This window comes from Marinococcus halophilus (assembly GCF_002265875.1).
Lineage (GTDB): Bacteria > Bacillota > Bacilli > Bacillales > Marinococcaceae > Marinococcus > Marinococcus halophilus.
Map to the genome: position 1 here is coordinate 140,375 of NZ_NPFA01000002.1, position 19,923 is coordinate 160,297.

Here is a 19,923-nt window from a genome sequence, read left to right on the forward strand (position 1 = left end):
AACATGACTGCGACAGGTTGATGGCTGAAATCAACCTGTTTGCTACGCATAAATCGAATGTAAACTAAAAGGAGGCATTTGTTTTGGCTTATGAATTTAAACTTCCCGATATTGGCGAGGGAATTCACGAAGGCGAAATCGTATCGTGGCAGGTAAAGCCCGGCGATGAAATCAAAGAAGACGACGTGCTCTGCGAAGTACAAAATGATAAGGCAGTTGTGGAAATTCCTTCTCCGGTAGATGGGAAAGTTTTAGAACTGAAAGTGGATGAAGGCACAACAACTACTGTTGGGGAAGTAATTCTTACTATCGACGACGGCAGCGGAGAAGAAGCCTCTTCAGATGACTCTGCGGAAGAAGCTTCCGGGGATGAAAGCTCGGAAGGTAAATCAGAAAGAGATGAGCAGGAGCAAAACGACGCTCAGCCTGCTTCCACAGAAGCAGAAAAAGAGAGCCCGACGCCGGCAGGCGGCGAAAGCGCCAGTGCTTCAAGCGAAACGGATGTAGACGAAGACGCCCGCGTTATCGCTATGCCGTCCGTACGTAAATACGCACGTGAAAACGACGTAACGATCCAAAAAGTAAAAGGATCCGGCAAAAATGGGCGCATCCTTCGTGAAGACATTGACGCCTTCCTGAGCGGCGACCAGTCAGCAGAAGAAGAAACAACTGAAGCAGCTTCCGGTGCCGAAGAAAGCAAACCGGCTGCAAGCACAGCGCCTTCACAGGATCGGGGTGCTATGGAAGAACGCGTGCCGCTTAAAGGTATCCGTAAAGCTATCGCTCAAAAAATGGTACAATCAAAACAGACGGCTCCGCACGTTACGCATATGGACGAAGTGGACGTTACTGCCCTGGTAGACCATCGTAAAAAATTCAAGCCAATGGCAGCAGAGCAGGACATTAAGCTTACGTACCTGCCGTACGTAGTAAAAGCTCTGACTTCCGCAATCCGTAAGTTCCCTGTATTAAATGCTTCTATCGATGATGAAGCTTCTGAAATCGTTTATAAGAATTACTTCAATATCGGTATTGCAGCTGATACAGAGCAGGGACTCGTCGTACCGGTTGTCAAAGACACGGACCGCAAACCTATCTTTACCCTGGCCGATGAAATCAACGAACTGGCTACAAAAGCAAGAGACGGGAAGCTTTCCTCAGCTGAAATGAGCGGGGGGTCCGCAACGATTTCAAACCTGGGATCTGCGAAGGGCGCTTTCTTTACTCCGGTTATTAACCATCCGGAAGTAGCTATTCTTGGTATTGGCCGCATCGAAGAAAAAGCGGTAGTGCGCGATGGTGAAATTGTGGCAGCACCAATGCTTGCTCTTTCATTAAGCTACGACCACCGTCTCATTGACGGCATGACAGCCCAGCACGCATTGAATCACATTAAACGCTTGTTAAATGAACCAGAACTAATCTCAATGGAGGGATAATTCATGGTAGTAGGAGATTTTGCTGAAGAAATTGACACGCTAGTTGTAGGTGCCGGACCGGGTGGTTATGTTGCAGCCATCCGTGCGGCCCAGCTTGGACAGAAAGTAACAATCGTAGAAAAAGGAAACTTGGGCGGAGTCTGCTTGAACGTAGGCTGCGTTCCATCCAAAGCATTGATTCAGGCCGGCCATCGTTTTCACGAGGCTAACGAAGGCGCTGAAAATATGGGAATTACTTCGAAAGGCGCCGAAGTGGATTTCACAAAGGTGCAGGAGTGGAAAGGCAGCGTCGTTGAAAAGCTTACCGGAGGCGTTGAATCACTGCTGAAAGCAAACAAGGTGAACATCGTAAGAGGGGAAGCTTATTTCTCCGACAAGGATCAGGTAAAGGTTTCTACAGACGAGTACAGCTCGCAAACGTATAAATTTAACAACTGCATCATTGCTACAGGTTCCCGGCCGGTGGAACTCAAACCGCTTCCTTTCGGCAAGCGTGTACTTGATTCTACTGGAGGATTAAACCTCGAAGAAATTCCGAAAAGCCTGATTGTTGTCGGTGGAGGCTATATCGGCATCGAAATGGCTGGCGCCTATGCAAATCTCGGAACAGAGGTTACTGTGCTTGAAGGCGAAAGCCGGATTCTCTCCCAGGGCTTTGAAAAGCAAATGACTCAGCCTGTGCAAAAGAAATTAAAAGCTCAGGGTGTGGATATTCAGACCGAAGCGTTTGCTCAGGGAGTAGAAGAATCAGAAGACAGTGTCACTCTGACGGCTGAAGTAAAAGGCGAAGAAAAAACATTTGAAGCAGAATATGTACTGGTTGCTGTTGGACGTCGTCCAAACACAGAAGAACTGGGACTCGAGCAAATTGGCGTAGAAATTGGCGAACGTGGCCTTATCCAAGTAGATGAGCAGTCCCGCACAAGTGTGGATAACATCTATGCTATCGGTGATATTGTCCCTGGCCTCCCGCTTGCTCATAAAGCTTCCTATGAAGCGAAGGTAGCTGCAGAAGCTATTGCCGGGGAAGCGGCAGCAGTCGATTATCTCGGTATGCCGATGATTGTTTTCTCGAATCCGGAGCTTGCAAGCGTTGGATACACAGAAGAAGACGCAAAAGAAGCAGGCTTTGATGTGAAATCCGCGAAGTTCCCATTCCAGGCGAATGGACGTGCCCTTTCTCTGGACGTCTCTGAAGGCTTCATGAAGCTCATCACTCGCAAAGATGATGGATTAGTCATCGGAGCTCAAATTGTTGGTCCTAACGCTTCTGACATGATTGCAGAAGCAGGTCTGGCCATTGAAGCAGGTATGACAGCAGAAGATGTAGCGATGACCGTCCATGCTCACCCAACGTTAGGTGAGATTACGATGGAAACGGCAGAAGCAGCACTCGGCATGCCAATCCACATCACGTAAAAAATAGAAAGAGCCACGGCTTACACAAGCCGTGGCCTTTTTTGTGAAAAATAAGGAAAACTCAAGCTCATCCTGGAATTTTTTGGAGCAGAGACTAGTTTTTAGAACAAAAAACCCCGGCGCTGAGGCCAGGGTTTTGTTTTTCGTTTATAAGTTAGCTTTTGCCAGTCAAATCTTTTTGGAGCTCTTCCTGTTCTTTGCGAAGCTGTTCGCGTTCGCGCCGGGAAAGTCCTGTTTCATCGTCCTGGCGTAGTTTACGTTCTTTGTTAAGAATACTGCGGTCGGTTTGCAAGGCTTTTAACAGCGATACACACATTAAGATCATGATGATAGTAAACGGCAGGGCCGCAATGGTCATAACGACTTGTATGCCATTAATACCCCCGGAAGCGAGCAGCATTGCTGCGGAACCGGAAATAACAAGGCCCCATATGAATTTAATGGATACTGGCGGGTTCAAGCTCCCGTTGGTCGTCTGCATCCCAAGAACAAATGTGGCAGAGTCTGCGGAGGTGATGAAAAAGCTCATGATTAAGAGTAATGCTATCACGCCTGTGATGGCTCCGAAAGGAAGCGTATCAAGCAGGCCGAAAAGAGCTATTTCATCGCTTTGGCTTGTCATCAGTTCATACAATCCACCGTTTTGAGCGTTGTCTTCGGCAATGCCGGTCGTTGCAAAAACGGCAAACCATACAAACGAAAAGATTGATGGTACGAGCAGAACACCGGTAATGAATTCACGGATAGTACGTCCGCGGGACACGCGGGCAATAAAGGTACCAACAAACGGAGCCCATGCAATCCACCAGGCCCAGTAGAATACTGTCCAGGAATCAAGCCATGCCCGGTCTCCAGTATAAGCATAGGTAGTGAAGCTTTGATCCGGGAAGGTTTGGAGGTAGTTACCAATCCCACCAGTAAAAGAGTTTAGAATGCTTGTTGTTGGGCCAGCGAAGAGCACAAACAGCATCAGAACTGCAGCTAAAGCAATGTTGGCCCAGCTTAAATAACGAATTCCCTTGTTTAGGCCGGTAGTGGCCGAGGCGAGATAAAGAATAGTAAAAATAAGAATAATAATCAGCTGAGTAGGCAGGTCGTTATTAATGCCTTCAAAAATATAGCTGAGCCCGCCATTTACTTGCGTAGCACCGAATCCTAGAGATTGCGCAACACCAAAAATAGTAGCAAATACAGCGATAAAGTTGATCAACGTACCTAACCATCCATCTACCCGGTCACCGAGAAGTGGACGGAACGCCGAGCTGATAATTCCTGGCGCGTTATGGCGAAACTGGAAGTAAGCCAGGGCCAGGGCTACTACCGAATAAATTGCCCATGGATGCAGTCCCCAGTGGAAAAACGACAGGCGAATAGAGTCAGAAGCAGCAGCTGGTGTCTGCGGGTCTGCTTCAGGACCGCCGTAATAGTGATAAAGCGGCTCGGCTACTCCCCAGTATACAAGACCGATCCCCATACCGGCTGTAAATAGAAATGCAAACCATGTTAAGTAACTGTATTCGGGACGCTCATCCGGTTTACCTAAACGGATCTTCCCATACGGACTAAATACTAAGTAAATACAAAAGATAACAAAAGACGTTGCGGATATTAAATAAAACCACCCGAGATTAGTAACAATCCATCCCTGAATGTTACCAGTCACTACGTTTAAATTCTCTGGTGTAACAACACCCCAGATGATTACCGCAAGCGCCGCTATTAAGGTCACAAAAAAGACGCTTGTTAATTTTCTCATGACTTTTTAAATTCCACCTTCCTTTTAGCGAAGCATTCAATTTTTAGGCAGAGGCATTCTGCATAAAGGGGATATTCAAGAATTCAATAAGCAGACACATACCTATTTAAAAAATAACAACGATGATTATTATAACACTCATAACTTCATACGCAACCAGAACGCACGAATAATCTATACCCTAAGTCTAGGTCCGTAAACCTAGAAACCTTTATACGAAATTGTTAAAAAATACCTACAGTCCATAAGAAGGGAAATTATTTCCAACAAAGCAACATTATTAACATTATATAGAAGTTTTTTAAACTTTTAGACCTGGTTTTGTATAAATTTTGCTAAAATATAAGAGGGAATAAACAAATAGGGGGAGTCGGGTTGAAAAAAACGTTATTATTGTCATCACTTGCATTGATGCTTGCAGGATGCTCAAGTGCTGGAGAAGAGAATGCAGCCGCAGATAAAAAAGAAAAAACAGATACTGCTGCCGGTGAAAAAAACCAGGAGCAGAACGAGGAAAAAAAGGAAGAGCAAAAAGTATCTGTTTCAAAGGAAGAAGCCCCGGTTTATAAAGTCAATGAAGCAAACTGGACTGTGCAGGCCCAGCAGAACGAGGGAGACGAAGTTCTTCTCACATTCGACGACGCCCCGGACGGAAACGCTGTAGAAATTGCAGAAATTTTAGCGGATAATGAAGCTCCTGCTATCTTTTTTGTTAATGGAATGTTTTTAAAGGATGAAGAAGGCAAAGAAGCCCTAAAGAAAATAAGCGACATGGGGTTTGCCATAGGAAATCATACAACTACCCATGCCTCACTGCCTGAGTTATCAGAAGAAAAGCAGTTTGAAGAATTAAAAGAAACCGATGAACTTGTCAAAGAAATTACAGGTGAAGAACCGGCTTTTTTCCGTGCACCTTTTGGGCAGAATACTTCCTTTAGTGACGAATATGCCAAAGAGCACGACATGATAAAAATGAATTGGACGTACGGGTATGATTTTGAGGCTGAATACCAGGATGCAGAGGCACTTACGGATATTACGCTGAATACTGAACTGTTAACGAACGGGGCAAACATTCTTATGCACGACCGGGAATGGACGAAAGAAGCACTCGGCCCAATTATCGAAGGATTTAATGAAAAGGGCTATTCCTTTATTGATCCCCAATATATAGAAAAAGAGTAGGGAAATGCTTGAGATAGAAGCTTTTTATGTCGAATTTTGTTGAAAAATTTTATTGGGCTTTACATTAATGCTATATTGATTAAAAATGAACAAGATTCACACGAAGGGGGAACATTTATGGACCATTCCGCACTTTATGATGAAATAAGGCTTCACGTCGGCCTTGCCCATGATTACTCCATAACGCCTGAAGACTTCTTGCACTACGTTATGAATGCATTCCAAAGATACTGGCCGCATAAAGACCTTATTTCTTTGTACGTTAATAAAGGAACACACTTTGAATGGCAGGACGGGGACGCTCATCCAGTATTTACGAAGGAAATAGATATTCAAAACGGCCTTTTGCTTTTAGCGGACATACAGAAAACGGTGTTCTGCTGCCAGGAGGAAGGTATGTATCACTGGGTGCTCCCTTTTTATGAAAAAGAAATATTTGCGGGCGGAATTATTATTTCAAGAGAGGCGCAAATGAAAGAACTGGAAAAGGAAGAAGTATGGCTGCTCGAAGAAATTATGTCTTTTATTAATGCCAAACTTCCTCATTATATGTAAAAGCCAAAAAAGCAGCCACAGCTGCTTTTTTATTGAATTGGCTTTTGTTCCTGGATTACACGTATCGTTTGAAGGGAGGGGTCCTCTGGGCCCTGAACGGGAAGCCCGGCCGCTGCATTAGCTTGAATATAAGTTAAGTTTTCCTCGGCAATGATTTCCCCTGGTAAAAGCACCGGGATCCCAGGAGGATAAATCATAATAAATTCTGCGATAATCCGGCCGGCACTTTCTGAAAGAGTGATGGTTTCTTTTTCGGCATAGAATGCATCGCGCGGTGCGATGGAAAGGGTAGGTATGGACGGAAGCTTTAACACTGCGGGTACTGCATAAGTTTCAGCGGTGTAATGCTGTCTGGCGAGCTCTTCTAGTGCATGCACAAGTAACGAGGTTTCTTTTTCCGTGTCGCCAAAGCTCACAATACAGAGAATATTGTACAAATCGGAAAGCTCTACTTCAATGCGGTAATGCTCCCGCAGCCATTTTTCAGCTTCGTAGCCATTGATGCCAAGCTGCTGAACAGAAATTAACAGCTTTGTCGGATCCATAGCGGTCACGGTATGCTGCGCAAGCATTTCAGTACCGGCACAGTAGAGGCCATTAACAGCGTTAATAGAGACCCGTGTTTTTTCTGCGAGTTCAAGTGTATCTTCTATCAACCCCTGCCCTTTCAGTGCAAGCTGCCTGCGTGCAGCGTCGAGCGATGCTAGAAGCGGGTATGAAGTAGACGTTGTTGTAAGCATACTGAAAACCGCCTGTACATGAGCGATCGAAACCCGAGAGCCCTGGACATTCAATACGGAGCTTTGCGTCATTGAGCCCCCGAGTTTATGCACACTTGTGGCAGCCATATCAGCACCTGCCTCCATGGCTGAAGGAGGGAGGCTGGGGTGGAAGTGAATATGCACCCCGTGAGCTTCATCTACGAGAACCGGTACGCCGTACTGGTGGGCGGTTTCTACAATGGCACCAAGATCAGAGGAAAAACCAAAATAAGTGGGGTTAATCACAAGCAGCGCTTTTGCATCAGGATGCCTGTCCAGAGCGTGCTGAGCTGTGGAAGGCGTGATGCCGTGAGAAATACCGAACTGCTCATCAAGAGCCGGATACATAAAAATAGGCACGGCTCCGGAAAAAATAATCGCATTCATGATCGATTTGTGTACGTTTCTCGGCACAAGAATTTTGTCTCCCGGGGCACATACAGATAAAATCATCGTCATAATGGCGCCACTTGTACCCTGCACAGAAAAAAAAGTATAGTCTGCCCCGAAGGCTTCGGCGGCGAGCTTCTGCGCTTCATCAATCACTCCGGACGGATGATGCAGATCATCGAGTGGTTCGATATTAATAAGGTCCATATTTAATATATTACTGCCGATAAATTCGCGGAATTCCTCGTCCATGCCAGTGCCGTTTTTATGGCCGGGAATGTGAAAAGGCACAGGTTTTGCCTGTATATGCTCTTTTAACTTAGTGAATATCGGAGTAAGCTTCTGTTTGTTCATATGTGTCCCTCCAATGCGATCAAAAACATTCAAATTATAGCAGACTTTATACAGTCATTAAATAACTTTGTGGAACGTTTCGCCGGGGATTTGCTAGAATATTAATGAAGGGGGAACCAGTGATGAAAGAAAATGTTAATATTCCCATCTCCATGGAATGGACTACGCAGGAAATTATTGATGTAACCACCTTTTTTCAGATTATTGAAACTGCGTACGGCAAAGCTGTGCCAAGGGAAGATATCTTAGGCTTATACAAAAAATTTAAAGAAGTGGTACCGAGCAAAAGCGAGGAGAAGCAAATGTTTCGCCAGTTTGACGAGGACGCTGAAGTAAGCTGCTGGAAAACCGTGCAGGCGGCAAAAAAAGCAGAAGCAGAAGAAAAAATTAATATGGCCGTGCGCTCTGGGTAGAGCGCACGGCTGTTTTATACAGTCTGGAGAGACAAGTGATATAAAGGAAGAAGTTCCTTAAATGTACCGTAGATATACTCGTACGTTTCTTTCTCATTCCAGGAAGAGGCTGTTTTCGCGTCAAACTGGCGGCCAATCAGGAGCTCGGCTTTTTTGACGTCCCGCAAACGCTCAAGAGTATGAATGGTCTTTTCCTGATTTTCCTGAATATAAAACGCATCCGGTTTCGTATGGTCCGGGGAGATTTTATAGTCGTCCGGAAGAGAGGTAAGCAGGGAGAGGCGGTCCAGGTACATGCTGCCAATACCAGCTTTATCCGGCACTTCGTACATGTGGGTGAGCCAGGCAAAAAGATGATCGTCAAAAAGGCCGACCTGGAAATGGGGATGCTTTTTGTAGCCTCTTTTATCAGGAGCAATACCAAACCAGGTGCTTTCCGGAGGATGAACGGAGCGCCGGGCGTGCCTTGCAACATGAATAAACAATTCTTCGCCGGTGTCTGTGGATAAATCTTCAGCAAGGGAGTCTGCTAATTGAGAAAAGACGGGCTGAATATGCTCCCGGATTTGACTCATGCGGTTTTCAAGCCCCTCTGTCTGCATAATAGAAAAGTCTTTTTTGGTAAAATGCATTTTGCTCATGTAATGACTGCTCCTTTTTCAATTAATCTACAGTCAAGCATACTGAAATTTTGTATATCCGGCAACTAATGGACATAGGCAAAAAACACAATTATTTAAAAATACTGAAAATTTTTGTGTGTTTTTCTTGCGTTTCGGGTAAAAAGGTTTTATAATTCCAATAATCCTTATAGAATAACGAGTACACAAACTTTCTCAGTACATCGTTAGATAAACAAAAAAGACAGTAGGGAGAGGCCGTAGCAAAATATAATTTCAGAACAAAAGAGATAGTTCTGCATCTTATATTTTCTGAACATTCTGAGAAGGCTTGCCAGCGTCAGTTAACTTTCAGCTCGAGACATTAATATTCCATTTAAGGGGTGTGGGAAACTTGGAACAAGTAATTCAGGCGTTTAAACGTAGAGATGCAGAAGAACGAATCCCGGTACTGCGCTTAGAAATTGATTATGAACTGGTAACCCTTCATGACGCCATGGCAGAAGAAGATTTAACATCTATACACGCCAGCAAATACCGCTTAGAGCAATTACGCCAGGAGTGGATTCGACTGGAAGTGTAATATAAATAAAAGGATCCGGGCTGCTCTACAGCAGGCCGGATCTTTTTTGTGCAGAAGTCGGTGCATAAATTTACTATTTAGAGGGAAGAATAACTCATATACATATGGAAGAAGTGGAGAGGATTATAATGGAAGAGAATTGGTCGGCCATGCAGGAAAAAGCCGTGCAATGGATACAGGAGGCCGGGGAGCTGCTTCGCGCTTCTCTGGAGGAAAGCCTGGTCATAGAAACAAAATCAAATCCCAATGACTTGGTAACCGAAATGGACTTTAAAATTGAACGACTGTTAACAAAGAAAATTAATAAAGAATATCCCGGGCACCGTATTTTAGGAGAAGAGGAGGCCGGTGCTGATATTACAGACACCGATAACATTATTTGGATTATAGACCCTATCGATGGGACCACAAATTTTGTTCATCAGCAGTTTAATTTTGCCATTTCCCTGGCTGTTTTTGAAAATGGAATCGGCAAAGTCGGCATTGTTTATGACGTTATGGCTGATGAATGGTTTACCGCACTGGAAGGAAAGGGCGCCTACCACAATAACGTAAAGCTTTCAAAATTGAAGCCGGCAGAATTAAAGGAAGCGATTGTGGGTATTAACGCCAGGTGGATTAAAAATGAAAAAATTCCTTACGCCCGACAGATGCGAAATATTGTGGATGAGTCAAGAAGCACAAGAGCGTACGGTTCGGCCGCCATTGAACTCTGTTATGTAGCATGTGGCAGGCTTGATTCTTATGTGAACCTGTGGCTTGCGCCTTGGGATTTCGCTGGAGCGGAAGTGCTGTTGCGGGAAGTAGGGGCAGACATTTCGACAATCGATAACAAAAGGCCGTCGATGCTTGAAAAAGGACCTTATCTGGCCGGGCGTCCAGGCTTGCAGGAAAAAGTACGGGGGATGCTGAACAGCTGATCCCCCGTACTCATTTAAGCTAAGCTGCAGATCTTGCTTTCAGCTTCCGGGCAAAGTAAAAAGCTGAACATGTTACAGCGATTGAAACAATAGCAATAATAATGGAGGCTTCGGCGATAGCAATGCCGATGGAGGCGATCCCAAAAATAGCTAAAGTGGCGAGCAGTAAATATAACCACTGTATTTTTGTCATAAATTCCCTTCTTTCTATTAAATGATGCTGTTATTATTTTATCGGCTTTTGAAAGAAAACTCAAATACAGTCAGACGGCTATGATTCAGTACACGTTTATGTTATATTGTTGAAAGTAGTGTCTGTGATAGTAACTTGCCAGTCGGCGTTTCTTAAATGGAATCCGGCATATGTTATACTAACAATGTAAAATGGTAGGAACTCAGATAAAAATGGCAATGAGAACCCTGGCTTTATGGAAGACGATGTCGCCGAGTGCCAGGGTTTGTTATGATTGCAGCAAGAGAATAGGAGAGATTTATAGTGACAGTTTTACGTAAAGATATTCGCAATATCGCGATTATTGCCCACGTTGACCACGGGAAAACCACCCTTGTCGACCAGCTTCTTCGTCAATCAGGAACTTTTCGGGAAAATGAACAGGTAGACGAGCGGGCAATGGACACCAACGATATTGAAAAAGAACGCGGTATTACGATTCTGGCGAAAAACACAGCAGTAAAGTACCATGATACGCGTATCAACATTCTTGATACCCCGGGCCACGCGGATTTTGGCGGGGAAGTAGAACGTATCATGAAAATGGTGGACGGTGTACTTCTGGTTGTAGACGCCTATGAAGGCTGCATGCCGCAGACTCGCTTTGTTTTGAAAAAAGCATTGGAGCAGAACTTGACTCCGGTCGTAGTCGTAAACAAAATTGACCGCGATATGGCCCGTCCTTCAGAAGTTGTGGATGAAGTGCTGGACTTGTTTATCGAGCTCGGAGCAAACGAAGACCAAATCGATTTTCCGGTTGTTTATGCTTCCGCAATTAACGGCACGGCAAGCGAAGACCCTGAAAAACAGGACGAAAATATGGACGTTATTTTCCGTATGATTTCAGATAATGTGCCAGTGCCAGTGGACAATAGTGACGAGCCGTTCCAGTTCCAGATAGCGATGCTTGACTACAATGATTATCTGGGGAGAATTGGTGTCGGAAGGGTCTTCCGTGGAACGCTGCGAACAGGCGACCAGGCAGCGCTGGTTAAGCTTGACGGTACGGTGAAAAAATTCCGTATTTCTAAAATGTTTGGTTTCTTTGGCCTGAAAAAAGAAGAAGTCAGCGAAGCGAAAGCCGGGGACCTGGTGGCCATATCCGGTGTAGAAGATATCATGGTTGGGGAAACAATATGCCCGGTGGATCATCAGGAAGCACTGCCGGTACTTCGTATTGATGAACCAACGCTGCAAATGACTTTTCTTGTGAATAATAGTCCATTTGCCGGACGGGAAGGATCCAAAATTACGAGCCGTAAAATTGAAGAACGGCTGCTGACGCAGTTGGAAACGGATGTGAGTCTCCGGGTCGAACAAACGGACAGCCCGGACGCCTGGCTGATTTCCGGCCGCGGTGAGCTTCACCTGTCTATTTTAATTGAAAACCTTCGCCGCGAAGATTTTGAACTGCAGGTATCTAAGCCGCAGGTAATTATTAAAGAAGTGGACGGCGTACTCTGTGAGCCTTATGAACGCCTTCAGGTTGATGTACCTGAGGACTTTACCGGACCGGTAATGGAATCCCTCGGTGAACGTAAAGGTGAAATGGAAAACATGGTTAATAAAGGTGACGGCCAGGTCCGGATTGACTTTATGATCCCATCCCGCGGCTTGGTTGGATATACGAATGAATTCTTATCCCAGACTAAAGGATACGGCATCTTGAACCATACGTTTGAAGAGTACCGTCCGTATATCAAAGAGCAGATTGGCGGCCGCCGTCAGGGAGTGCTCGTTTCCATGGAAAATGGAAAAGCGACTCCATACAGCATGATGCAGCTTGAAGACCGCGGTACGATGTTTGTCGAGCCTGGTACTGAAATTTATGAAGGCATGATTGTCGGTGAGCACAGCCGTGAAAATGATTTGGCTGTAAACGTAACAAAAGCGAAGCAGCAGACAAACGTGCGTTCAGCTACCAAGGACCAGACCGTAACGATGAAACGCCCGCGGGTTCTGACACTTGAAGAAGCTCTTGAGTATTTGAACGCAGATGAGTACTGCGAAGTTACTCCGGATTCAATCCGACTAAGAAAGAAAATTCTCCAAAAAGGCGAACGCGAGCGCGAAGAAAAGCGCCAGAGCGTTTCCAAATAATAAAAATCCCGGCTGCAGTAATTACTGCAGCCGGGATTTTTATTATCAATCAATGCCGATCGGGTAAACCCATTATTACCAGTCGTTGTCTTTTACCGGATCCCGGTATAAATGGAAATGACCAGTAGCTTTCCGCTCATTTGTTCGGTTTGAGATCCGTTCATGGCATTCAGAACACATATACGTGTGAATCGGACGGTTCCTAATTTTTTTTGCTTGAGGATTTTCATCGTCCAATTTATGAATTTCATCGCAGATTACGCATTTTACCCGCATCATTTCGTTTCACCTCTGCTTTATGCAACCAAAAGATATGCTTTAAGTATAACACGACCGCTGCCTTGATAACAGAAGAGGGGCCAGATGATTAGAACAGAAAATTAAACAAAAGAATCCGAAAAAGAATGGACAAATTTTCAGACCAAAATGGTACTATTATACATATAAGGGGGGATACATATGGCTAGTCGTGTGTTTGACGAGCTACCTGAAGAAATCGTCTATTTATTAAAGCAGGAACAGTACGTGACGGTCTCTACGATCAATCAGAAAAATTCTACCCCGGATATTCACGCCGTGTCATGGGTATATGCATCTTCATCCCGAATGCTCCGGTTTGCGGTTGATGCCCGGGCGTCCGTAATGAAAAACTTGCGGGCGGCTCCGGGAATGGCTATGACTGTCATCGGCGGAGGCACCACTTACTCCATTGCAGGCAGAGGGAAAATTTTAACGACGGAGGTCAATGGTATATCTTTTCCGCTTGCAATCATAGAAGTGGAGGTCGTTGAAGTGAAAGATGTAATGTTTTACGGTTCCAGAATGATCAGCGGCCCGGTGTTTGAGAAAACATATGACCTGGAAGCGGCAGATGAGCTGGATAATAAAGTACTTGAAGCTATGAAGAAAACACAATAATTTAAATATTGCGATAGAGACAAGATAGGGGGAAGCACCTGTTATGAAAAAAATTTACGTTTTAGATACGAACGTACTGCTCCAAGATCCCCAGGCAATTTATCAGTTTGACGAACATCATGTAGTGATTCCGGCAGTGGTTCTGGAAGAAATTGATTCCAAAAAAAGATTGATGGATGAACTTGGCAGAAACGCGAGAGAAACAGCCAGGATTCTGGATCGCTTCCGCGGAAAAGGCAAACTCCATGAAGGAGTTTCTCTCGGTTCAGGCGGGACACTACGTGTAGAACTGAATCACCGTTCATACGAAAGCATGAAAGATACTTTTATTGAAGTGACCAATGACAATCGTATCCTCGCCGTGGCCCAGAATTTAAAGGACGAATACGAGCTTTTGGGCGACTACCATGTCGTCATTATCAGTAAAGACGCTCTTGTACGCGTGAAAGCAGATGCTCTTGGTATAACAGCAGAGGACTTTTTGAATGACCGGGTCACCCAATACGACAATATTTATAAAGGGCATCAGACACTGACGGTCGACCGCCCGTTGCTTGACGCTTTTTTCGAGGAAGGCTCTCTCGCTTCCGGGGAGGTTTCTGAAGAAGGGTTCTGCCCCCATGAATTCCTTATTTTAAGAGATGGTCTGAGCAGCTCTTCAGCTCTTGCAAAGGTTGACGCCTCCGGCAAAAGAATTCGTAAATTCACATCAGAGATTGATCATGTTTGGGGTATCCGTCCGAAAAACGTGGAGCAGAAAATGGCCCTCGAGCTGCTGCTTCGGGAAGATATACCCCTTGTAACATTGACTGGACGGGCAGGAACGGGCAAAACCCTATTGACTCTTGCTGCCGGATTGCTTCAGATTGAAGATATGGAAAGATACCATAAGCTGTTGGTTGCAAGACCTGTTGTGCCGCTTGGTAAAGATATAGGTTACCTCCCAGGGGAAAAAGATGAAAAGCTGCGCCCATGGATGCAGCCTATCTATGATAACCTGGAGTATCTTTTTAACGCTAAAAAGCCCGGCGAGCTTGATTCGATTCTTGCCGGGATGGGGTCGATTCAGGTGGAGGCATTAACTTATATTCGCGGACGCAGTATTCCGGATCAGTATATTATAATTGATGAGGCTCAGAATCTAACAAAGCACGAAGTAAAAACAATATTAACAAGAGTGGGAGAAGGCAGTAAAATTGTTTTTCTCGGCGACCCGGCCCAAATTGATCACCCGTACCTCGACGAATTAAACAACGGCCTGGCCTATGTGGTTGAAATGTTCAAAAATCAAGGGATCAGCGGGCACGTCAAGCTGGAGAAAGGAGAACGTTCCGGTCTCGCGCAGCTTGCAGCGGACATACTATAAAAAACGACAGCTGGAATAGCTCCAGCTGTCGTTTCTGTTTATTTTACCTGAAAACCTGTTACATGCCGAATAGGATTAGCCTTGTTAGTCCCGTTTCCGTAATATATGTGGACCGGGCCGTCTTCTTTTAGCGGACTGCCCTTATGGGAAAATGCTACAATGAAATTTTTCGCTTCTTCAAGAGATACAAGATGAGTTTCTGCTTCTGTTTCCACAACAACGTGGCTTGCGTCCTCTTTTGGTTCGGCATTCTGTAAAAACGGCTCAAACCTGATGCCGAAGGAGCCGTTGATGATGGCTTCTTTTTTGTTGCGTACTTTGTTAGTGCGTCCGCGTCCTGGGTCCGGATCAGGGGCATTGGAACCTTCTTCACGGTCACGTGCAAACCGCCTGGCTGTATGATCGGCTTCCGTGGAAGGCTGCTCTCCGGCAGCAGGATCGGTATCAAAATACGTATCAAGGTCAATTTTGCGGTCATCAAATATCCAGGTAGTAGGATCGAGAGTGATCGGAAAACGAACATTCCCCTGAATCATTACGATGAAATTCATAAAGCACTCCTCCAATTTTATAGCTGCTGATAGGAACTGGTTTTTATGCTACCACAACCGGGTAATAGAGAAAAAGCAGAAGCTGCTGCTGGCCCGGAGATTATGGCTTATAGTCTGAAGAATCAAGATTTTATACGTAAATCGTCTTGCTTTTTTTTTAATGAACAGATAAGATGAATAGAAGGAGTCAGCTTGTAGGAGGGATTGCCTTGAGCATGAGGGCAGCAACAGAACATAGCGAGAAAGCATACGCTTTATTGAAAGCAGATGCTGAAAAGATTAGAAAACTTATTGAAGTGCAGATGGACAACTTGACAATGCCTCAATGCCCGCTTTACGAAGAGGTGCTTGATACACAAATGTTTGGGCTTTCACGGGAAATCGACTTTGCCATTCGTTTGAATCTCATCGACGAACATACCGGTAAACAAATTCTCTCTGAACTTGAACGGAAACTTGCTGCTTTTCATGAAGCAACAGTCGGTGGATGAGCCAAGCTATTCTAATTGAATAGCTTGGTTTTTTTACAAACAACTAAGTTTTTTATTTGAAGTTTTATTTTAGTGAAAATTAGGGAAATATTATGTAAAGCAGGCTCATCTTGTATTCAAAATAGGCACAAATTTTAAAAAAATGAGAATATTACTTTGACAGATGGCCTGGTTCTTGCGTATGATAATTTATATTTAGAATTATCTGTTATTGAAGATAATTCTGATTGCTCCTATCGGGATAAGATAGATACATCCTGCTGGAGATGCATTAGATAAGAGGAGGAGAAGGATGAACGGTCTAGAGAATATTAAAAAGGTATTAGTAGCAAACCGCGGTGAAATTGCTATACGCATATTTCGGGCGTGCACCGAATTACATATACGCACCGTGGCTATTTATTCCAATGAAGATGTAGGAGCATTCCACCGGTATAAAGCAGATGAAGCTTACCTGGTAGGAGAAGGGCAGAAACCGATCGATGCGTATCTGGATATTGAAGATATTATCCGTACAGCAAAAGAGAACGGTGTCGATGCTATTCACCCGGGCTATGGTTTTCTTTCTGAAAATATTGACTTTGCCAGACGCTGTGATGAAGAAGGAATTACCTTTATTGGTCCGGAGACCCGTCACCTGGAAATGTTCGGGGATAAAGTCAAAGCGAGAGAAACGGCGATTGCTGCAGACCTCCCGGTTATTCCAGGAAGCGACGGTCCGGTAAACAGTGTGGAAGAAGTGAAGGAATTCACTGACAAGCACGGCTTCCCGATTATGATTAAAGCTTCGCTTGGCGGAGGCGGACGCGGCATGCGGATTGTCCGCGATGCAGAATCGCTCGAGGATGCATACGACCGGGCAAAATCCGAAGCGAAATCTGCTTTTGGCAACGATATCGTTTATGTAGAAAAATTTGTCGAAAATCCAAAGCATATTGAAGTGCAGGTGCTCGGGGACAAAGCAGGAAACGTTATCCATTTGTATGAACGGGACTGTTCCATTCAGCGCCGCCATCAGAAAGTGGTGGAGGTAGCACCAAGTATTGCGCTCGATGAGTCGCTGCGTGAACGCATTTGCGATGCTGCTGTGAAACTGGCCAGAAATATTGAATACGTCAATGCGGGCACGGTAGAGTTTCTGGTTAACGACAAGGGAGAATTTTTCTTCATTGAAGTTAACCCCCGCGTTCAGGTAGAACATACAATTACGGAAATGATTACCGGGGTAGACATCGTGCAGTCCCAGCTGAAAATCGCCGATGGCGGCACACTGCATGATGGTTCCATAGACATTCCAGAGCAAAAGGATATTAAAACCTTCGGCTATGCCATTCAATCCCGGGTGACGACAGAGGATCCTGCGAACGATTTCATGCCGGATACAGGACGAATCATGGCTTACCGTTCAAGCGGAGGCTTTGGAGTGAGGCTCGATGCCGGGAACGGGTTCCAGGGGGCGATCATATCTCCGTACTATGACTCTCTGCTCGTGAAGGTATCCACATGGGCACGGACATTTGAAGGGGCTTCGGAAAAAATGCTCCGGAACCTTCGGGAATTCCGGATTCGTGGTATTCGCACAAATATCCCGTTTTTGGAAAACGTTGTTCAGCATGAAAAATTCATTACGGGCACGTATGACACTTCCTTTATCGATTCGAGCCCGGAGCTCTTCGTCTTTCCAGTGCGCCAGGACCGTGGAACGAAAATGCTCACATTTATCGGAGAAACGATTGTAAATGGTTATCCCGGGCTTGAAAACACACCAAAGCCAACGCTCAACAAACCGGTGGTACCAAAGATCGATAAGAAAAAACCGATACCGAGAGGAACAAAACAAATTCTCGATGAACAGGGGCCAGAAGGGCTCGCAAACTGGGTGAAAGACCAAAATGAAGTGCTTTTGACTGACACCACGTTCCGTGATGCCCATCAGTCGCTGCTTGCTACGAGGGTCCGAAGCGATGACTTGAAGCGCATCGCAGAACCGACCTCCCGCATGCTGCCTAACTTGTTTTCCTCAGAGATGTGGGGTGGGGCAACATTCGACGTAGCTATGCGCTTTCTGCACGAAGATCCGTGGACCCGGCTGCTTGAACTTCGCGAGCGTATGCCGAACACGCTTCTGCAGATGCTTTTCCGTTCTTCCAATGCCGTAGGGTATAAAAATTACCCGGATAATCTGATTAAAGAATTTGTGCAAAAATCAGCCAATGCCGGAATTGATGTTTTCCGGATTTTTGATTCCCTTAACTGGCTGAAAGGAATGACGCTTACGATTGATGAAGTAAGACAGACGAATAAAATCGCTGAGGCTGCCATGTGCTATACAGGAGATATTCTTGATCCGAAGCGGGACAAATATGACCTGAAGTATTATAAAAACCTCGCGAAAGAGCTTGAAAACGCCGGCGCCCATATTCTGGGCATTAAAGATATGGCAGGACTTTTAAAGCCGGAAGCAGCGTACCAGCTTGTTTCTGAGCTCAAAGATTCCATTTCCATTCCGGTGCACCTTCACACACATGACACGAGCGGCAACGGTATCTTTACGTACGCCCGTGCGGTAGAAGCCGGAGTAGACATTGTCGATGTGGCAGAAAGCTCTATGGCTGGTCTCACTTCACAGCCAAGCGCAGACGGCTTGTATTATGCCCTGGCCGGAAATAAGCGGCAGCCGAAGGTGGATGTTGGTGCCCTGCAGGAGCTCAGTGACTTCTGGGATACCACGCGTGAATACTACCAAGGCTTTGAAAGCGGCATGCGTTCACCCGCACCAGAGGTATATGAACACGAAATGCCGGGCGGCCAGTACAGCAATTTGCAGCAGCAGGCGAAAGCGGTAGGCCTTGGGGACCGCTGGCGGGAAGTGAAGAAAATGTACCGCCGTGTTAACGACATGTTTGGGGATGTTGTCAAAGTAACGCCGTCGTCGAAAATCGTCGGAGATATGGCACTGTATATGGTCCAAAACGACCTGACAGAAGAAGACGTTTACGATAATGGCCAGAACCTTGATTTCCCGGATTCCGTCGTGGAATTCTTCCAGGGCTACTTAGGGCAGCCGCACCAGGGCTTCCCGGAAAAACTTCAAAAAATTATTTTGAAGGATCGTACCCCTATTTCGAACCGTCCGGGTGAAAATCTTGAACCAGTCGATTTTAAAGCTATTGAAGAAGAACTCTTTAACACGCTCGACCGCCCGGTGACCAGTCATGATATGATTTCCTACGCGATGTATCCGAAAGTATACATGGAATTTGAACAGTTCCGTCAAAGCTTCAGTGATGTATCTGTGCTTGATACACCGACGTTTTTCTACGGGCTCGAGCTCGGGGAAACAGTGGAAGTGGAAATCGAAAAAGGGAAAACGCTGATCGTGAAGCTCATTTCCGTATCAGAGCCGGACGAAACTGGTCATAGAAACGTGTACTTTGAATTGAACGGGCAGTCCCGTGAAGTTGTTATTAAGGATAAAAATGCCAAGGTGGATGCCAATGTGCGTCCAAAAGTGGATAAATCAAATCCTAACCATATTGGGGCAACGATGCCTGGAACCGTGCTGAAAACCTCTGTCAAAGAGGGCGATGAAGTGGCTAAAGGCGACCAGCTTATGATTACGGAAGCAATGAAGATGGAAACGACTGTCCAGGCGCCGTTTGATGGTAAAATCAAGGGCGTTTATGTAGAAAATAATGAACCGATCGAATCGGGAGATCTTCTTCTCGAATTTGAATAACAGGTACTAAAAGATCGGCCGGTAGGCCGGTCTTTTTTTATGGCAAAATAAAAATAGAGAAAAATCTAACACAGAGAGGTAGTAGGTTTCAAAAAATGAAATTTCTATGGAAGCATGTTTTCTTACGGAAA

General features: G+C 45.3%; 18 protein-coding genes. 12 read left to right on the plus strand and 6 right to left on the minus strand.

The features are described 5' to 3' along the window. Positions 1–83 precede the first annotated feature (83 nt). Together CHL76_RS02875 and lpdA are read left to right on the plus strand one after the other, a co-directional pair. Entirely contained in the window at positions 84–1,439 is a 1,356-nt protein-coding gene (locus CHL76_RS02875; RefSeq protein ID WP_079476050.1) for a dihydrolipoamide acetyltransferase family protein, read from the plus strand. A gap of 3 nt (positions 1,440–1,442) precedes the next feature. Beyond that, positions 1,443–2,858, plus strand: coding sequence for a dihydrolipoyl dehydrogenase (gene lpdA / locus CHL76_RS02880; protein ID WP_094907838.1), 1,416 nt, complete (start codon positions 1,443–1,445; stop codon positions 2,856–2,858). 154 nt (positions 2,859–3,012) lie between these two features. Here the strand turns inward: lpdA and CHL76_RS02885 are convergent, their stop codons facing one another. Further along, complete coding sequence (locus CHL76_RS02885) at positions 3,013–4,614, minus strand: glycine betaine uptake BCCT transporter (RefSeq protein WP_079476052.1); 1,602 nt, start codon at positions 4,612–4,614, stop codon at positions 3,013–3,015. Between the two features lie 375 nt (positions 4,615–4,989). Here CHL76_RS02885 and CHL76_RS02890 point away from each other — a divergent pair, with 375 nt between their 5' ends. After that, positions 4,990–5,799: a polysaccharide deacetylase family protein gene (locus CHL76_RS02890; RefSeq protein ID WP_233133201.1), complete on the plus strand. Its 810-nt coding sequence runs from the start codon at positions 4,990–4,992 to the stop codon at positions 5,797–5,799. Between the two features lie 117 nt (positions 5,800–5,916). Further along, positions 5,917–6,354 carry a hypothetical protein gene (locus CHL76_RS02895; protein ID WP_079476053.1) on the plus strand — a complete coding sequence of 146 codons (438 nt, stop codon included), beginning with the start codon at positions 5,917–5,919 and terminating at the stop codon, positions 6,352–6,354. A gap of 29 nt (positions 6,355–6,383) precedes the next feature. On the opposite strand, the gene CHL76_RS02900 is transcribed toward CHL76_RS02895, so the two are convergent. Next, on the minus strand, positions 6,384–7,859 hold the full coding sequence (locus CHL76_RS02900) for an aminotransferase class I/II-fold pyridoxal phosphate-dependent enzyme (protein WP_094907839.1): 1,476 nt from the start codon (positions 7,857–7,859) through the stop codon (positions 6,384–6,386). 122 nt (positions 7,860–7,981) lie between these two features. Between CHL76_RS02900 and CHL76_RS02905 the strand changes: the two genes are divergently transcribed. Beyond that, positions 7,982–8,272 carry a UPF0223 family protein gene (locus tag CHL76_RS02905; protein ID WP_079476055.1) on the plus strand — a complete coding sequence of 97 codons (291 nt, stop codon included), beginning with the start codon at positions 7,982–7,984 and terminating at the stop codon, positions 8,270–8,272. Between the two features lie 14 nt (positions 8,273–8,286). Here the strand turns inward: CHL76_RS02905 and CHL76_RS02910 are convergent, their stop codons facing one another. Further along, entirely contained in the window at positions 8,287–8,913 is a 627-nt protein-coding gene (locus CHL76_RS02910; protein WP_233133202.1) for a YktB family protein, read from the minus strand. A 373-nt stretch (positions 8,914–9,286) separates the two neighbouring features. Between CHL76_RS02910 and CHL76_RS02915 the strand changes: the two genes are divergently transcribed. Together CHL76_RS02915 and CHL76_RS02920 are read left to right on the plus strand one after the other, a co-directional pair. Beyond that, positions 9,287–9,475, plus strand: a complete 189-nt coding sequence (locus CHL76_RS02915) for a hypothetical protein (protein WP_022792649.1) — start codon at positions 9,287–9,289, stop codon at positions 9,473–9,475. A gap of 128 nt (positions 9,476–9,603) precedes the next feature. After that, entirely contained in the window at positions 9,604–10,395 is a 792-nt protein-coding gene (locus tag CHL76_RS02920) for an inositol monophosphatase family protein (RefSeq protein WP_158219048.1), read from the plus strand. Between the two features lie 19 nt (positions 10,396–10,414). Here CHL76_RS02920 and CHL76_RS16945 read toward each other — a convergent pair whose 3' ends face one another. Continuing rightward, positions 10,415–10,588, minus strand: coding sequence for a DUF5325 family protein (locus tag CHL76_RS16945; protein WP_158219049.1), 174 nt, complete (start codon positions 10,586–10,588; stop codon positions 10,415–10,417). A gap of 303 nt (positions 10,589–10,891) precedes the next feature. On the opposite strand from CHL76_RS16945, the gene typA reads away from it, so the two are divergent. Continuing rightward, positions 10,892–12,727 carry a translational GTPase TypA gene (typA, locus tag CHL76_RS02925; protein WP_079476057.1) on the plus strand — a complete coding sequence of 612 codons (1,836 nt, stop codon included), beginning with the start codon at positions 10,892–10,894 and terminating at the stop codon, positions 12,725–12,727. 75 nt (positions 12,728–12,802) lie between these two features. Here typA and CHL76_RS02930 read toward each other — a convergent pair whose 3' ends face one another. Further along, the gene (locus CHL76_RS02930; RefSeq protein WP_079477025.1) at positions 12,803–13,003 is read right to left on the minus strand and encodes a YlaI family protein; all 201 of its coding nucleotides are present in this window, start codon (positions 13,001–13,003) and stop codon (positions 12,803–12,805) included. Positions 13,004–13,186: 183 nt separating this feature from the next. Here CHL76_RS02930 and CHL76_RS02935 point away from each other — a divergent pair, with 183 nt between their 5' ends. Together CHL76_RS02935 and CHL76_RS02940 are read left to right on the plus strand one after the other, a co-directional pair. Continuing rightward, positions 13,187–13,645 carry a pyridoxamine 5'-phosphate oxidase family protein gene (locus tag CHL76_RS02935; protein WP_094907841.1) on the plus strand — a complete coding sequence of 153 codons (459 nt, stop codon included), beginning with the start codon at positions 13,187–13,189 and terminating at the stop codon, positions 13,643–13,645. A gap of 43 nt (positions 13,646–13,688) precedes the next feature. After that, positions 13,689–15,011, plus strand: a complete 1,323-nt coding sequence (locus tag CHL76_RS02940; RefSeq protein ID WP_079476059.1) for a PhoH family protein — start codon at positions 13,689–13,691, stop codon at positions 15,009–15,011. 38 nt (positions 15,012–15,049) lie between these two features. Here the strand turns inward: CHL76_RS02940 and CHL76_RS02945 are convergent, their stop codons facing one another. Beyond that, positions 15,050–15,562, minus strand: coding sequence for a hypothetical protein (locus CHL76_RS02945; RefSeq protein WP_094907842.1), 513 nt, complete (start codon positions 15,560–15,562; stop codon positions 15,050–15,052). 215 nt (positions 15,563–15,777) lie between these two features. Between CHL76_RS02945 and CHL76_RS02950 the strand changes: the two genes are divergently transcribed. Together CHL76_RS02950 and pyc are read left to right on the plus strand one after the other, a co-directional pair. Next, a complete protein-coding gene (locus CHL76_RS02950; protein WP_094907905.1) occupies positions 15,778–16,053 on the plus strand; it encodes an Fpa/YlaN family protein in 276 nt (91 codons plus the stop codon). Between the two features lie 292 nt (positions 16,054–16,345). Further along, positions 16,346–19,792 (plus strand): pyruvate carboxylase, encoded by a 3,447-nt coding sequence (gene pyc, locus CHL76_RS02955; protein WP_079476061.1) that lies wholly within the window; start codon positions 16,346–16,348, stop codon positions 19,790–19,792. Positions 19,793–19,923: the final 131 nt, after the last annotated feature.

Bases quoted from the DNA above. Each gene is read 5' to 3' on its own strand.
- CHL76_RS02885 (WP_079476052.1), bottom strand. From the start codon at position 4,614: ATGAGAAAATTAACAAGCGTCTTTTTTGTGACCTTAATAGCGGCGCTT.
- CHL76_RS02940 (WP_079476059.1), top strand. From the start codon at position 13,689: ATGAAAAAAATTTACGTTTTAGATACGAACGTACTGCTCCAAGATCCC.
- CHL76_RS02930 (WP_079477025.1), bottom strand. From the start codon at position 13,003: ATGCGGGTAAAATGCGTAATCTGCGATGAAATTCATAAATTGGACGAT.
- lpdA (WP_094907838.1), top strand. From the start codon at position 1,443: ATGGTAGTAGGAGATTTTGCTGAAGAAATTGACACGCTAGTTGTAGGT.
- CHL76_RS02900 (WP_094907839.1), bottom strand. From the start codon at position 7,859: ATGAACAAACAGAAGCTTACTCCGATATTCACTAAGTTAAAAGAGCAT.
- CHL76_RS02895 (WP_079476053.1), top strand. From the start codon at position 5,917: ATGGACCATTCCGCACTTTATGATGAAATAAGGCTTCACGTCGGCCTT.
- CHL76_RS02910 (WP_233133202.1), bottom strand. From the start codon at position 8,913: ATGAGCAAAATGCATTTTACCAAAAAAGACTTTTCTATTATGCAGACA.
- CHL76_RS02945 (WP_094907842.1), bottom strand. From the start codon at position 15,562: ATGAATTTCATCGTAATGATTCAGGGGAATGTTCGTTTTCCGATCACT.
- CHL76_RS02935 (WP_094907841.1), top strand. From the start codon at position 13,187: ATGGCTAGTCGTGTGTTTGACGAGCTACCTGAAGAAATCGTCTATTTA.
- CHL76_RS02920 (WP_158219048.1), top strand. From the start codon at position 9,604: ATGGAAGAGAATTGGTCGGCCATGCAGGAAAAAGCCGTGCAATGGATA.
- CHL76_RS02905 (WP_079476055.1), top strand. From the start codon at position 7,982: ATGAAAGAAAATGTTAATATTCCCATCTCCATGGAATGGACTACGCAG.
- CHL76_RS16945 (WP_158219049.1), bottom strand. From the start codon at position 10,588: ATGACAAAAATACAGTGGTTATATTTACTGCTCGCCACTTTAGCTATT.
- pyc (WP_079476061.1), top strand. From the start codon at position 16,346: ATGAACGGTCTAGAGAATATTAAAAAGGTATTAGTAGCAAACCGCGGT.
- CHL76_RS02950 (WP_094907905.1), top strand. From the start codon at position 15,778: ATGAGGGCAGCAACAGAACATAGCGAGAAAGCATACGCTTTATTGAAA.